The sequence below is a fragment of the Simplicispira piscis genome, from assembly GCF_054783455.1.
Genome location: NZ_BAAGQN010000007.1, coordinates 97,089 through 111,361, shown reverse-complemented (window position 1 = coordinate 111,361; position 14,273 = coordinate 97,089). Strand labels below are relative to the sequence as shown.

12 protein-coding genes are annotated in these 14,273 nt (G+C 63.7%); 5 read left to right on the top strand and 7 right to left on the bottom strand.

The genetic code is table 11. The features are described 5' to 3' along the window. Positions 1-103: 103 nt before the first annotated feature. The 6 genes from rpsL to ACYVOC_RS03780 all read right to left on the bottom strand — a co-directional run bounded on the left by rpsL (position 104) and on the right by ACYVOC_RS03780 (position 4,484). A complete protein-coding gene (rpsL, locus tag ACYVOC_RS03805; RefSeq protein WP_056266875.1) occupies positions 104-481 on the bottom strand; it encodes a 30S ribosomal protein S12 in 378 nt (125 codons plus the stop codon). A gap of 125 nt (positions 482-606) precedes the next feature. After that, a complete protein-coding gene (locus ACYVOC_RS03800) occupies positions 607-1,776 on the bottom strand; it encodes a D-alanyl-D-alanine carboxypeptidase family protein (protein ID WP_116005765.1) in 1,170 nt (389 codons plus the stop codon). A gap of 76 nt (positions 1,777-1,852) precedes the next feature. Next, the gene (locus ACYVOC_RS03795; protein ID WP_116005764.1) at positions 1,853-2,485 is read right to left on the bottom strand and encodes an alpha/beta hydrolase; all 633 of its coding nucleotides are present in this window, start codon (positions 2,483-2,485) and stop codon (positions 1,853-1,855) included. A 90-nt stretch (positions 2,486-2,575) separates the two neighbouring features. After that, positions 2,576-2,926 (bottom strand): (2Fe-2S) ferredoxin domain-containing protein, encoded by a 351-nt coding sequence (locus ACYVOC_RS03790; RefSeq protein WP_116005763.1) that lies wholly within the window; start codon positions 2,924-2,926, stop codon positions 2,576-2,578. Between the two features lie 9 nt (positions 2,927-2,935). Continuing rightward, positions 2,936-4,033: a VanZ family protein gene (locus tag ACYVOC_RS03785; protein ID WP_461160940.1), complete on the bottom strand. Its 1,098-nt coding sequence runs from the start codon at positions 4,031-4,033 to the stop codon at positions 2,936-2,938. Positions 4,034-4,055: 22 nt separating this feature from the next. Continuing rightward, entirely contained in the window at positions 4,056-4,484 is a 429-nt protein-coding gene (locus ACYVOC_RS03780) for a CopD family protein (protein WP_116005761.1), read from the bottom strand. A gap of 217 nt (positions 4,485-4,701) precedes the next feature. Here ACYVOC_RS03780 and hemB point away from each other — a divergent pair, with 217 nt between their 5' ends. The 5 genes from hemB (at position 4,702) to ACYVOC_RS03755 (ending at position 12,422) form a co-directional block, all read left to right on the top strand. Further along, positions 4,702-5,712 carry a porphobilinogen synthase gene (gene hemB, locus ACYVOC_RS03775; protein ID WP_116005760.1) on the top strand — a complete coding sequence of 337 codons (1,011 nt, stop codon included), beginning with the start codon at positions 4,702-4,704 and terminating at the stop codon, positions 5,710-5,712. Positions 5,713-5,768: 56 nt separating this feature from the next. Next, positions 5,769-7,670: a PAS domain S-box protein gene (locus ACYVOC_RS03770; RefSeq protein ID WP_461160939.1), complete on the top strand. Its 1,902-nt coding sequence runs from the start codon at positions 5,769-5,771 to the stop codon at positions 7,668-7,670. Next, positions 7,667-8,308: an ANTAR domain-containing response regulator gene (locus tag ACYVOC_RS03765; protein ID WP_116005758.1), complete on the top strand. Its 642-nt coding sequence runs from the start codon at positions 7,667-7,669 to the stop codon at positions 8,306-8,308. The genes ACYVOC_RS03770 and ACYVOC_RS03765 overlap by 4 nt, the downstream gene beginning before the upstream one ends. Before the next feature lie 212 nt (positions 8,309-8,520). Beyond that, entirely contained in the window at positions 8,521-10,794 is a 2,274-nt protein-coding gene (locus tag ACYVOC_RS03760; protein WP_461160938.1) for a putative bifunctional diguanylate cyclase/phosphodiesterase, read from the top strand. Continuing rightward, positions 10,791-12,422: a methyl-accepting chemotaxis protein gene (locus ACYVOC_RS03755; RefSeq protein WP_116005757.1), complete on the top strand. Its 1,632-nt coding sequence runs from the start codon at positions 10,791-10,793 to the stop codon at positions 12,420-12,422. Before ACYVOC_RS03760 ends, ACYVOC_RS03755 begins: the two co-directional genes overlap by 4 nt. Before the next feature lie 114 nt (positions 12,423-12,536). Here the strand turns inward: ACYVOC_RS03755 and ACYVOC_RS03750 are convergent, their stop codons facing one another. Beyond that, positions 12,537-14,198 carry a methyl-accepting chemotaxis protein gene (locus ACYVOC_RS03750; RefSeq protein WP_461160937.1) on the bottom strand — a complete coding sequence of 554 codons (1,662 nt, stop codon included), beginning with the start codon at positions 14,196-14,198 and terminating at the stop codon, positions 12,537-12,539. Between the last annotated feature and the right edge of the window lie 75 nt (positions 14,199-14,273).

Sequence of the window (14,273 nt, the reverse complement as noted above, 5' to 3'; positions counted from 1 at the left end):
CACTTACTCGACCCACACGAAATATTCGCGCTTGGGGTCACTTCGTTTGAGCCGCCAGCCAGGCGAATCAAACACCGATTGTTTTTGCTGAAAAGCGCAGGGCTTATTTGGCCTTGGGCTTCTTGGCGCCGTACTTGGAGCGCGACTGCTTGCGGTCTTTCACGCCTTGCAGGTCGAGCGAACCACGCACGATGTGGTAACGCACACCAGGCAAGTCCTTGACACGACCGCCGCGCACCAGCACAACGCTGTGCTCTTGCAGGTTGTGGCCTTCACCGCCGATGTAGGAGATGACCTCAAAACCGTTGGTCAGGCGCACCTTGGCAACCTTGCGCAGAGCGGAGTTGGGCTTCTTGGGCGTCGTGGTGTACACACGGGTGCACACACCACGGCGCTGCGGCGAGTTTTCCATCGCCGGACTCTTGGATTTGGTCTTCTCGACCTCACGCCCGTGACGCACGAGCTGGTTAATGGTTGGCATGAACTATCGTCCCTAAACGTAAAATACGAAAACGTGAATCCCTTCGGAAATTCCGAAAAGCCTTCAAATGTAGCAGATAGGCCAGCGCTCAGCAAGCCCCGACGAGCCGCTTCGCGGGCTCGCGCTTACTTGATCCAAAGGCGAATACCGTCCCAGGCCCGCCCCAGAAGACCCGCCTGCTCCACCGCCTCCAGCGCCACCAAGGGCACTTCGCGCAGTGTCTGCTCACCCAGCACCACCTTGAGGGTGCCGATTTCCTGCCCCTGGGTGAAGGGCGCGACCAGCGGATCAGGGCGAACGATCTGCGTGGTCAGCTTGCCAGCGCTCCCGGAGGGCACGGCCACCACGATGGCCTCGGGGCGGCCCAGCTTGAGCTGCGAGGCCTTGCCTTTCCATACTGCAGGGGTGTCCACGCTCTGGCCTACATCAAACAATTTGACGGCATCAAAGGCGGTGTAGCCCCAGTTCAGCAGCTTTTGGCTTTCGTTGGCCCGCGCGTTTTCGCTCGAAGCCCCCAGGACGATGGAGACCAGCCGGCGCGCGCCCACCTGGGGAAAATCGCGCTTGGCCGTGGACACCAGGCAGTAGCCTGCGGCTTCGGTGTGTCCCGTCTTGAGGCCGTCCACACTGGGGTCGCGGTAGAGCAGCAGGTTGCGGTTGTTGCTGTTGGATGCCGGGGTGCCCTCGTAGCGGTACTGCTTGGTGGCGTAGTAGTGCATGTACTCCGGGAAGTCGTGTATCAGCCGCGACGACAGCGTGGCGAGATCACGCGCCGTAGTGGTGTGCCCGGCCTCCGTCAGGCCTTCGGGGTTCTTGTAGGCCGTGTTCTTCATGCCCAGGGCGCGCGCCTGGTCGTTCATCAGCTTGACGAAGTTCTCCGCCGTACCACCCACGCCTTCGGCCAGGGCCATGGTGGCGTCGTTGCCGGACTGCACGATCATGCCCTTGAGCAAGTCGTCCACCGGCACCTGCATCTTGGGGTCGATGAACATGCGCGATCCAGGCATCTTCCAGGCGCGCACGCTCACAGGCAGTTTTTGCTGCAGGCTGATCTTCTTGGCCCGCAGCGCGTCAAAGACCAGATAACCGGTCATCAACTTGGTCAGGGACGCCTGCTCGACGGGCGCATCAATGTCTTTGCCCGCCAGGATCTGGCCTGCCGTCACATCCACCAGCATGTAGGCCCGGGCGGCGATTTCAGGGGGCTGAGGAGCCTGCGCCTGCGCCACCAGGGCGCAGGACAGCACACCGACGGACACAACCAAGGATCGCAACGTAGAGAAAATTCTGTTCATTCAAAAAACCATAGAGAAGAGTAAATAGGCGCACGCAAAAAAGCGCAGAGGGCGCAACGCGCCAAAGAAGGACGCTTCAGGCGCCCGATTGCAGGTGGCGAACCACCAGTTCTTTGAGGAGATTTAATTGTCCGTGAAAGAAATGCCCGCCTCCGGGGAGGACGGTGACAGGCAGTGTCTGGGGCCGCGCCCAGTCCATCACCGAAGACAGCGGCACGGTATCGTCCTGCTCGCCATGCAGCACCAAGGTGCGCAGATGCGCCGCAGGCGGCACCGGGGCTACCGTGAAGCGACTGGCCGCAGTGCCCACCAGCACGGCATGCGCCACCTGCCGCTTGTCCCACAGATCGGCCAGCACATGACTGGTGACAAAAGCGCCAAAAGAAAACCCGGCGAGGGCAATCGGACCCTCGGGTGCCACCTGGCGCACCACCGCCAGCATGTCTTGCTGTTCAGCACGCCCTTCGTCATGCACACCGGCACTGGCGCCCACGCCACGGAAATTGAAACGCACAGCGCTCCAACCGCACTGCACAAAGGCCCGCGCCAGCGTTTGCACCACTTTGTTATCCATGGTGCCGCCAAACAGCGGGTGCGGGTGGGCAATGACGACCACGCCACGGGGCGCTGCGCCTGCAGGGATATCGCGCTGCACCTCAATGGCACCCGCTTCGCCCTGGAGCCGCAATTTCTCGGTTTGTGCGTTCACTGAATACTATCTATTTGATAGCTTCCAGCGCTTGTAAATAGGGCGCTAGATGCCAAAAAGTTATATATTTAAAAACAGATAGAGGCCGGATCAGCGCCCAAGTTCCGGTGGCGTGCGCAAACGTTCCACCACGCGCCCGTTCTTGAGGTGCGATTCGACGATCTCATCAATGTCGGCCGTATCCACGTAGCTGTACCACACGCCCTCGGGATAAACCACGGCCACGGGCCCGGCCGCGCAGCGGTCCAGGCAGCCGGCCTTGTTCACACGCACCTGGCCCGGCCCGGCCAGGCCCGCTTGTTTGACCAGGGCCTTGCAACGATCGAACGCCGCTTGCGCGCCATGCTGGGCACAGCAGTTTTCACCATTGGCGCGCTCGTTCAGACAAAAGAAAATATGGCGCGCGAAGTAGGCGGGCGCGGGGGATGTGGAATCGCTCATACCTGCATTTTAGGAAGCACTGCTGCGCCGCGAGGCCCGCAGTAACACATACACCAGTGTGGCAAAAGGCCACAGCCATCCCAGCCACTGGCCCAGCCCATAAAAACGGATGAAACGCCCCTGCTCCCAGACCAGCAGGGTCTGGGCGAAATAGGCGCTGGTGGGCGCATCGTTGAGCAGCGCCAGGTGGATGGTGAGCACCACCAGCAGCAGCACCGCGCTGACCCGCTGCGGCAGCACGAGCGACAAGGCGGCCAGCACCAGCCCCAGCCAGAGACCGGCACGTACCGGCATACCCAACCAGGCCCAGGCATGGGATGGACCATAACTCAGTGCGGCCGACAAAGCCGTCGCGGCGACGCCCACCAGCGCAATGCCCAACACCAGCACCACACGGCGCCCCCGGTGGCGCACCATGCTGAAGGCCAGCAGACAGGGCACCAGCAAACCCAGCGCCACGCACAGCAGCTCAGCCGCAGGCGAGAGCGGCTGCAACTGCGCCTCGCGCACCGGCAACCAGGCCAAAAACGGGGTATCAGCCAGCAGCTCAGCCAAGGCAAGCTCCAGGCGCTCAAGCACCTGACCCAGGCCAAAAGGTTCAGCCGCCGGGAACAGCAGCGCCCACGGCCACAGTGCCAGCAGCACCAGGGCGCCCCGCGCATCATGGGCGAACCAGCGCGCACGAAAACGGCTCCAGCGGTCGATGGCCCCCAGGCGCTCCAGCAACGCGGCGCTCAGCGCTCCCAGCAGCGCACCGCCCGTGTTGAGGGCCAGATCCAGGTTGGAGGGCACGCGCTGGGGCAGGTAAATCTGCAGAAATTCCATCAGCAGCGACAGCGTGCCGCCCGCCAGCAGCGCCAGCGGCACCGCCACCCAACCCCGGCCTGTGCGCAGCATGGCCAGCGCCAGCAAAAAACCCAGCGGCGCATAGCCGGCCAGGTTGGTGACCACGTCAAACCCCGTCCAGTACGGCGGGGGCAACGGTGCCAGCAAAAAAACCCCGGGCGGAATGCCCTGGGCACGCCAACCCATGAACGGGAACAGGCTGGCAAAGACGATCAGTGCGACATAGACCAACGCCAGCGGCCAGGCAGAGGTTTTATGCACCGATCGCTCCCTTCGGCATGCCTCAGAACGGCTTCACCACCACCAGCACCACCGCCGCCAGCAGCATCAGCACCGGGGCCTCGTTAAACCAGCGAAACCAGCGATGGCTGCGGTGGTTCGTGCCGGCCACAAACTGGCGCAGTTGCACCCCGCAGGCATGGTGGTAGGCCAGCACCAGCGCCACGATGGCCAGCTTGGCGTGCATCCAGCCGTTGCCCGGCCCCCATCCGATGCCGTAGCCCAGCCAGAGCCACAAGCCCAGGCCCACGGCAGGCACCATCAGCAAGGTGGTAAAGCGCATGAGCTTGCGCGCCATCAGCAGCAAGCGGTCGCGCTCAGCGGCCGAACCGGGCGCCACCATGGCCAGGTTCACAAAGATGCGTGGCAGATAGAACAGCCCCGCAAACCAGCTGGCCACGAAGACGATATGGAAAGATTTGACCCAAAGCATGCCGCAAGTTTAGTGGGGCACAGGGCAGGCCGCCCAAAAAAAGCCCGGCAGGCTATGCCGGGCCAGGAAAGCCTGGGGGCGGTTTGCGCCTCCAGGCCCCGCTCAGGGAGGAAAAAGCGGGGGGTAGAAGTTCTACCCGGCGCTAATCTAGCACTGCAGGCGCCTGCGTTCAAGCAGCCGCAATCTTTGTGCAGCCAGATCAGGCACAATTTTCCCCATGCATCTCTCCAGCCCCACCCCCTTCCCCGCCAACCGCCCGCGCCGCCTGCGCCGCGATGCCTTCACCCGCAACCTGGTGCGCGAGCACGCCGTGACACCCCACGACCTGATCTACCCGGTGTTCGTGCACGAAGGCCAGAACCGGCGCGAAGCCGTCACGTCCATGCCCGGCGTGGATCGCCTGAGCCTGGATCTGCTGCTGCCCGTGGCCGAGGAATGCGTGCAGCTGGGCATCCCGGTGCTGGCACTGTTTCCATCGATCGATGCCGCACTCAAAACGCCCGACGGCATGGAAGCACTCAATCCCGAAGGACTGATCCCGCGCGTGGTGCGGGCGCTGAAAAAAGAATTCCCCGGCCTGGGCGTGATGACCGACGTGGCGCTCGACCCCTACACCAGCCACGGCCAGGACGGCCTGCTCGACGAGACCGGCTACATCCTCAACGACGACACCGTCGAAGTGCTGGTGGGCCAGGCGCTCACGCATGCGCAAGCGGGCGTGGACATCGTCGCGCCCAGCGACATGATGGACGGGCGCATTGGCGCCATTCGCGACGCGCTGGAAGCGCATGGCCACATCCACACGCGCATCATGGCCTACAGCGCCAAGTACGCCAGCGCGTTCTACGGCCCGTTCCGCGACGCCGTGGGCACGCGCGGCGCCTTGGGCAAGGCCGACAAGAACTGCTACCAGATGGACCCCGGCAACACCGACGAAGCCCTGCGCGAAGTGGCGCTCGATATCGCCGAGGGCGCTGACATGGTGATGGTCAAACCCGGCATGCCCTACCTGGACGTGGTGCGCCGCGTGAAGGACGAGTTCAAGGTGCCCACCTTCGCCTACCAAGTGTCCGGCGAATACGCCATGCTCAAGGCCGCAGCACAAAACGGCTGGCTCGATCACGACGCCGTGATGATGGAAAGCCTGCTGGCCTTCAAGCGCGCAGGCGCCGACGGCGTGCTCACCTACTTCGCCCGTGATGCCGCACGTTTGCTTCGAAAAACATAGCTTACAGCGCTTTATAGATAAGCGCTGGATGCCAATTTGACTACTATTTTCGTGCCGTGACCGAGCCCCGCACATCCCAGCAGCCATCGCTGCTGGCCTTGGCAGGCACGGTGCTGCTCTACATGGCGCTGGCCGATACCACGGCCATGCCGCTGCCCGGCCAGGGGCTGACACAACTGTTTCAGCCCACCTGTGGGCTCGCCTTGGCGCTGCTGATCGTTGGCGGGCTGCGCTGGGCGCCCACTCTGTTTATCGCCAGCCTGCTCAGCCGTTTGCTGACGGGCGATGCGCCACTTGCTGCACTGGCCCAAGCGCTGGGTACCACCACGGCAGCCTGGGTCTCGTGCGTGCTCCTGCTGCGGCAAGCCCACTTTGACAGGGATCACCCCACATTCAAGGTCGTTCAGCATGTGCTGCTGTGGGTGTGTGGCGTCGGGGCCGGGATTGGTGCGCTGACAACCAGCACGGGGCTGCTGCTGGCGGGCCAAATCGCCCCAGCCGCCTGGTCCGGGCACCTGCTGCAAGGGTGGCTGGGCTACGCGCTGGGCAGTCTGCTGATCGCGCCACTGGTCCTGTCATACCGTCGCACCCTGCGTTTTCCCGAATCCCTGCGCCGTGTGAATGAAGGTCTCCTGGTCTGGCTTCTGGCCACGGTGAGTGCTGCAGCCATTTTTGGCAGTGCGCAAAGCCCGCTGCTGGCGCCACTGGCCAATGCCTACTGGATGTTCCTCTTCGTGAGCTGGTCAGGCGCACGCTTGGGCCTGCTCTCCACCACCAGCTTGCTGTGCATGATCTCCTTGCAGGCCCTGTGGGGCACCTACCAGCGCACCGGTTTCTTTGCCCACGACATCGCCACCAGCCACGGCTTCGGGTACTGGTCGTACATGATGATTCTGTCCGTAGTGGGCCTATCGCTGGCGTCCCACATGGCCGAGCGCAGGCGCCAGAAGGCAGCACTTCGCGTAGCTGCCATCGCCTTCGAATGCCAGGAGGGCATGCTGATCACCGATGCCCAAGGCGCCATCCTGCAGGCCAACCAGTCCTTCCTCCACATGTCGGGCTATGAGGCGCGAGAGGTACTGGGGAAAACCCCGGATTTCCTGTGGGCGCCGACAGACGCGATTCCCGACGCACCCTCACAAAGGAGGACTCTGGAATTTTCCCCCCGCACATCCCTGCAGTGCCGTGACTGGCTGCGCCGCAAATCAGGCGAGGTCTACCCGGTCTGGCTCACACTCAGCCCGGTTCAGGATCCGCAGGCGCGCACCACGCACTACGTGGTGACCATGATCGACATCACCAGCCTGCACGAACAAGAGGCGCAGCGCCGCCAGAGGGAGCAAGCGCAGCGCGATGCGCTCGTGCAAGAGGTGCACCACCGCATCAAGAACAATCTGCAGGGCATCATGGGCATGCTGCGCACGCTGGATCACCAGCATCCGCAATTGCACCAGCCCATCAACCAGGTCATTGGGCAAATCCACAGCATTTCCGTCATCCACGGACTGCAGGGCCGTGCCGACGCCGACCGTGTGCGACTGTGTGAACTGACGTGCGCCGTGGCAGCGGGTATTGAATCGCTCTGGGACACCCCCATCCACGTGGATATTCCGACACCCTGGCAGGCATGCCGCATCAGTCCCACAGAGGCCGTGCCCGTGGCGCTGGTGCTCAACGAGCTGATACTCAACGCGGTCAAACATGGCGGGCAAGCACACCAGGATGTCCAGGTTGCACTGCGCAAGGGGATGCAGGCCGACCACATCCACATCACCATCGCCAACCCCGGACAATGGCCCGTGGCGCCCATACCACCGCGGGGCGGGCAAAGCCTGGTCTCTGCCCTCATGCCCCGCAGCGGCGCCACACTGATCCGCACCCAAGATGCTGATCGGGCGGTGCTGCGTCTGGAATTTACCCCGCCGGTCATCCACCTTGAATCACCGCCCTCGCCATGAACCTTGCCAGCACTGCCCCCACGCGCCCTCCAGCCCACCTGCTGCTGGTGGACGACGACCGCCTCATCCTTGCCACCCTGTCCAGCGGGCTGCAAGACATGGGCTACCAGGTCAGCACCGCCGAATCCGTGGACGACGCCGAAGCACTGCTGACCGGTGGCCTGCGGCCAGACCTGGCCATCGTGGATGTACGCATGCCCGGGCGCGATGGCCTGCAGCTGGCCGATCGCCTGCGCAATCTGGACCATATTCCTTTCCTCATGTTCAGCGCCTTCAGCGACACGCAGACCGTTGAACGCGCTTCGGGATTTGGCGCCTTGGGCTACCTGGTCAAACCCCTGGATGTGGTGCAAATGCGCCCCTCTATTGAGGCGGCACTGCAGCGCGCCCAGGAAATCGACAGCCTGCGCCAGGAGCGCGCCCACCTCCAAACAGCACTGAATGGTGACCGCAGCATCAATGTCGCCACGGGCATCACGATGATGCAATACCGGCTGCCGCGCGATGCGGCTTTTGAGTTGCTGCGCTCGGCCGCCCGCTCGCAACGGCGCAAGCTGGCCGAACTGGCGCAGGAAGCTATCGACACCTGCGACCGCCTGCACACACCGCCATTTCCTGACCCCGATCACAGGGTTTGACCTCATTGTCAGTAACAATCCCTCACTAAAAAATCAACCTCCCCGGTTCACGCCTGCCCCCACCCCGCAGCCAGAACCTCTGAGGCCCCGAACACGCCTCGCTCCACGCCACGGCCTTGTGCCCGCGGACAGATGCCAATGTTCGGTTCCAACACAAGTTTTTCAGCCCCCGCTGTGCTGTTGTCGGCGGCACCCACACCATGGTCCATGCCATGAGTGACTCCACGCTTGCACTGGAGGCGGCGCCTTGGCCGCCAACGGCGGGCACGCCACAAGGTATGGCGCACAGCCTGTTTTCGCGCTTTCGCATTGGCACGCGCCTGGCCGCCATGATGGTTTTGGCGGCCACAGTCAGCGCACTGCTGGCCGCCATGGGCATTCAGGGGCTGGCTGCATCCAACGAAAGCCTGCGCACGGTGTACGAGAAGCGCATGACCCCGGTGCGCAGCCTGGCGCAGATTGCGCAACTGATGCAGGGCAACCAGCTCCAACTGCAAAGGGCACTCGCCGAATCCACATGGGCAGGGGCCACCACAGGTGCGGCCCTGCAGCCCGAGGGGGCACGCCGTGCGGCGCAGGCCATAGAAGAAAACATGCGCGGCATCGACCAGCTGTGGACTTCCTATGCCGCTGCCGCCAAAGGGCCGCAGGAGACGCCACTGGCCGAGCGTTTTACGCAGCGGCGCACCGGCTACCGCGAAGACGCCGTGAAACCCGCCATCACGGCGCTGCGCGACCTGGACTACGCGGGCACCCAGCGACACGCGAACACCGCACGCCTGCTGTACGAGCGCGACAGCCCGCTCATCCAGGCCCTCATCGACCTGCAGTTCGAGCAGGCCCGCACTGCCTACGAAGCCGGTGTGCAGCGCCACGCACAGACACGCCAGTGGGCCGTGGGCGCGTTGCTGGCATCGATGGCCACGCTGGGATTTCTGGGCGCCATGCTGATCCGCTCTATCGTTCGCCCCTTGCGGCAAGCCAGCGCAGTGTTTCGCAACATAGCCGCGGGGCAACTGGATTCACCCATTGCCGTGCACGGCAAGGATGAAATCAGCACCCTGCTGTTCGACCTGCGCTCCATGCAGTCGCGGCTGGCCGCGAATAAGCATGCCATCCACCAGCTCGCCTATTTCGACCCTTTGACCCGTTTGCCCAACCGCCGCCTGCTGCGCGACAGCATCCAGAAGGCCCTGGACGCCAGTGGCCAGGATGCACAGCACCGGGCCTTGCTGCTGCTGGACCTGGACAACTTCAAGAACATCAACGACACACTGGGGCACGAGGTAGGCGACTTGTACCTGGTAGAGATCGCCCGGCGCCTGCGCCAGAACGTGCTGGCGCCCCACTCGGTCGCCCGCATTGGCGGCGATGAATTCGTCGTGCTGATGGACCACCTGAGCAACGCTGAAGGAGAGGCCCAGGCCCAGGCCGAAGCCTTGGCACGGCAGTTGCTGCTTACCGCCGCCAAACCCTGCGCCTTGCCGGGACAGATGCACCACGGCAGCGCAAGCATCGGCATCTGCCTGTTCCGGCGCGGTAACGCCAGCATCCATGAACTGCTCAAACGCGCCGACACGGCCATGTACCAGGCCAAGAACGCCGGGCGCAACAACTACCGCCTGTTCGACCCCGCCCTGCAGGCGGCGCTGGAAAACCGGGCCGCACTGGAAGCTGCGCTGCGTGATGCCATCCTCGCAGGCCAGCTCGCACTGCATTTCCAGGCGCAGGTGAACCAGGCCGGGCAAGTGCTGGGCGCCGAGGTGCTGCTGCGCTGGCAGCACCCGCTGCACGGCAACGTGACCCCCGCACAGTTCATTCCCATTGCCGAGACGTCCGGCCTCATCCTGCCCATCGGTGAGTGGGTACTGCAACAAGCCTGCGCACAACTGAGCGCCTGGGCCGAGCACCCCCGCACCCAGCACCTGGAGCTGGCGGTGAACGTCAGTGCGCGGCAGTTTCGGCATCCTGATTTCGTGCGCCAGGTCTGCGATGCACTGGCACGGTCGGGCGCATCGCCGACCCACCTGGTGCTGGAACTGACCGAAAGCCTGGTGCTCGACGATGTGGCCGATACCGTGGCCAAGATGCAGGCCCTGCGCCACCACGGGGTGCGTTTTGCGTTGGACGACTTTGGCACGGGCTACTCGTCCCTCGCGCAGCTCAAGCGCTTGCCGCTGCACCAGCTCAAGATCGACCGCAGCTTTGTGCAGGACATCGACAGTGAACCGGGCGATGCCGCCATCGTCCAGACCATTATTGGCATGGCCCGCAATCTGGGGCTGAGTGTCATTGCCGAGGGCGTGGAAACCCCCGCCCAACGCGATGCCCTGCAGCGCCTCGACTGCTCGATTTTCCAGGGTTTCCTGTTCGACCGGCCCCAGCCGATCGCCGCCTTTGAAGCCTGCCTCGCCCAGATCCCTGCCCCAGTTCCTCTTTCAACAACGGCCATTGCGGTGGCCCCCAACCCACGGGAGTTTTCATGAACCGCTTCAAAATCTCAACCCGCGTCGCGGCCCTGGCCGGACTGATGTCCTTGATGCTGCTGAGCATTGGAGGGCTGGGTCTATGGGGCATCGTTCAGTCCAACAACGCCGTGCATTCCATGTACGAAGACCGGCTCACCACGACGGCGGACATCGGCGCGATCCAGGCGCTGCTGCTGCGCCAGCGACTCATCCTGGCCGTGGCATTGGTGACACCGGATGAACCCACCATCAAAGCCACTACGGCAGAGGTGGAAGCCAATATCGGTGCCATTACCCGCCTGTGGGACGGTTACCTGGCCCGCCGCCACAACGCGCAAGAGGAACGCCTGGCCAAGGATTTCACCGAGAACCGCCGACGCTTTGTGCAGGAAGGCCTGTTGGCGACTGTGGCGGCGCTGCGTGCCAACGACATCCCCGCCGCCAACCGCATCGTGGTCGAAAAGGTGCGGCCCCTGTATGGGCCCGTCGGGGATGGCATCGACACCCTGGTCAAACTGCAATTCGAAGAAGGCAAGAAAGCCGCAGCAGCGGCCGACGCACGGTACTCGATGATCCGTGCGACCGTGATCGCGTCCATTCTTGCGGGCTTGCTGTTTGCGATGGTTTTCGCTGCCGCCCTGGTGCGCGGCATCTCCCGCTCACTGGGGCATGCCATCGACGTGGCTCAGACCATTGCCCAGGGCAACCTGACCCATGCGGTGACCGTGCAGGGCCAGGACGAAGCGGCCCAGGTACTGCATGCGCTGGGCGCCATGCAGCAGCAGTTGACCGGCATCGTCACCGAGATCCGCGCAGGCGGTGAAAGCCTGGCCAGCGCATCGGAGCAAATTTTCTCCGGCAACCACGACCTGGCCAGCCGCACGGAACAACAAGCCAGCGCACTGGAGCAGACAGCAGCCGCCATGGAGCAGCTCAACGCCACCGTGCACCAGAACGCCGACAACGCGCGCCAGGCACAGCAGTTGTCGGCCAGCGCCAGCGCGGTGGCGGTCAAGGGCGGCGAGGTGATGGGCCAGGTGGTCAGCACCATGCACGAGATTCACACCTCATCGGGCAAGATCGCCGACATCATCGGCGTGATCGACAGCATTGCCTTCCAGACCAACATCCTGGCCCTGAATGCGGCGGTAGAGGCCGCCAGGGCAGGCGACCAGGGCCGGGGCTTTGCCGTGGTGGCCAGCGAGGTACGGGCCCTGGCGGGGCGCTCTGCCGATGCTGCCAAGGAAATCAAGACGCTCATCACCTCCAGCGTGGAACGCGTGGGCAAGGGTACCGAGCTGGTCAACACTGCCGGCGCCACCATGCAGGAAGCCGTCACCGCCATCCAGCGCGTGACCACTCTCATGACCGACATCAGCGCGGCCACGGCGGAGCAAAGCAGCGGCATGGGGCAGATCGGTGAAGCGGTACAACACCTGGACCAGACCACCCAGCAAAATGCCGCGCTGGTGGAAGAACTGTCGGCCGCTGCGCGCAGCCTGCAGGACCAGGCACAAAGCCAGGTGGAAACCATCGCCATATTCACGCTGCCACGCGACGGCGGGCAAGCCAGCGCCCCTGTGGCCCATACACCCCACTCACCACGCCTGCCACGGCGCCCCGCCCAGCCGTTGCTAGCGTCCTGACGCCTACGCCCTGCCATGCCCGTCTCCCTGTGACGGCACGAAAAGCACCTGTACTTTTGCTGGCGGCTGCACACTGCACGCCGATCGCAGCGCTGCACTCTTCGAGCAGCACCTTCACGCAGTCAAACGCGGCAAACCCTTCTGTCCAGCCGCCTTCGCAGGTTTGGTGGCACGAGACGGAAGGAATGCTAAAGGAGCGCCCTGCAAACCTGCTGCAGGGCGCTCCTTTTCATCCCCCGTGCGGAACACATCCACCGTCCGGACCAAGTCCTGCGCTTGCCCGCGCAAACTGCTGGCCGCTGCCGCCATTTCCTCCACCAGCGCGGCATTTTGCTGCGTCACCTGATCCATCTGGGTGACGGCCTCGCCCACCTGGCCGACGCCTTGGCTTTGCTCATTGCTGGCGGCACTGATTTCACCCATCAGATCGGTCACCCGGCGAATAGCCGTTACCACCTCCTGCATCGTGGCACCGGCCTGATCCACCAGCGCAGAACCCGCATCAACGCGCTCCACACTCGCACCGATGAGTTGCTTGATCTCCTTGGCGGCATCGGCCGAGCGCCCCGCCAGGGCCCGCACCTCGCTGGCCACCACGGCAAAGCCCCGGCCCTGGTCGCCTGCCCTGGCGGCCTCTACCGCCGCATTCAGGGCCAGGATGTTGGTCTGGAAGGCAATGCTGTCGATCACCCCAATGATGTCGGCAATGCGCCGGGAGCTTTCGTTGATGCCCTTCATGGTGCCGACCACTTCACCCACCACCATCCCTCCACGTTCTGCCACGGTACTGGCGGACATTGCCAACTGGTTGGCCTGCCGCGCGTTGTCGGCGTTCTGGCGCACGGTGGAATTGAGCTGCTCCATCGACGCCGCTGTTTCTTCCAGCGCGCTGGCCTGCTGTTCGGTGCGCGCACTCAGATCATGGTTCGCCTGGGCGATCTGGGAGCTGGCCGATGCCACACCTTCGGAACCTGAGCGCACGTCTGTCACCACCTTGCGCAGGCTCTGGAGCATCTCTTGCAAAGCCTGGAGAAGCTGTGCGGTTTCGTTCCGTCCCTGGACATGAAGATCCATGCTCAGGTCGCCAGCAGCCACTGCACGCGACACTTCCACAGCCTTCTGCAAAGGCACGGTGATGGCACGAATGATCCAAAGGGCCAGGACGATCGCTCCCAGCAAGGCCGCCAGCACCGCAGCCCAGACCGTTTTCTGGATTGAGGCCACCGCCACGCTCACCGCATCGACCGCCTCGCCCAGCAGATCGGTCTGGAAAGCAATCAGGCCATCGACGGCTTCGAAATATGCATCGAACACCGGGCCCACGTCGGAATGAAGATAACTGCGCGCACCACCCAGGTTGCCATCGTTCATCATCGCGAGGTAGCGCTCCTGCGCCTGGACATAGCGCTCGCGCTGCACCCCGATCTTCCCGAGCAGTTCTTTGCCCTTGGGCGCCGTGATTTCCGCTTTGAGACGCCCCAGCACTTCTCCGATCTTCTGGCGCGATGCCAGCACCTGCTGCTGCTGGCGCTTGACTTCATCGCTTCCCTCCACCAGCACCATATTGCGCATCGCGATAGCAATTTTCCCCAGGTGTCCCTTGATGTCATTGAGCATCACCACCCGAGGCAGGCGCGCCTCGGTCACGACCTTGAATTCAGCCTGGATAGCATTGCTTTTCCAAAGCGACACCGCGCCCAAGGCCAAGATTAAAACCCCCATCACGGCAAAGCCCAGAATCAGCCTGGTCGAAATTTTCATGTCGCTGAAGTTCATCGGACACCTCCTCGCGGGTTCGCGGCGTTGAGTTGTAAAAAAATATTACACGGGCCCATTGCATACACCACAAGA

Coding starts and splice junctions, on each gene's coding strand:
- rpsL (WP_056266875.1), bottom strand. CDS start 481: ATGCCAACCATTAACCAGCTCGTGCGTCACGGGCGTGAGGTCGAGAAG.
- ACYVOC_RS03765 (WP_116005758.1), top strand. CDS start 7,667: ATGAACCTTGCCAGCACTGCCCCCACGCGCCCTCCAGCCCACCTGCTG.
- ACYVOC_RS03750 (WP_461160937.1), bottom strand. CDS start 14,198: ATGAACTTCAGCGACATGAAAATTTCGACCAGGCTGATTCTGGGCTTT.
- hemB (WP_116005760.1), top strand. CDS start 4,702: ATGCATCTCTCCAGCCCCACCCCCTTCCCCGCCAACCGCCCGCGCCGC.
- ACYVOC_RS03800 (WP_116005765.1), bottom strand. CDS start 1,776: ATGAACAGAATTTTCTCTACGTTGCGATCCTTGGTTGTGTCCGTCGGT.
- ACYVOC_RS03780 (WP_116005761.1), bottom strand. CDS start 4,484: ATGCTTTGGGTCAAATCTTTCCATATCGTCTTCGTGGCCAGCTGGTTT.
- ACYVOC_RS03755 (WP_116005757.1), top strand. CDS start 10,791: ATGAACCGCTTCAAAATCTCAACCCGCGTCGCGGCCCTGGCCGGACTG.
- ACYVOC_RS03760 (WP_461160938.1), top strand. CDS start 8,521: ATGAGTGACTCCACGCTTGCACTGGAGGCGGCGCCTTGGCCGCCAACG.
- ACYVOC_RS03790 (WP_116005763.1), bottom strand. CDS start 2,926: ATGAGCGATTCCACATCCCCCGCGCCCGCCTACTTCGCGCGCCATATT.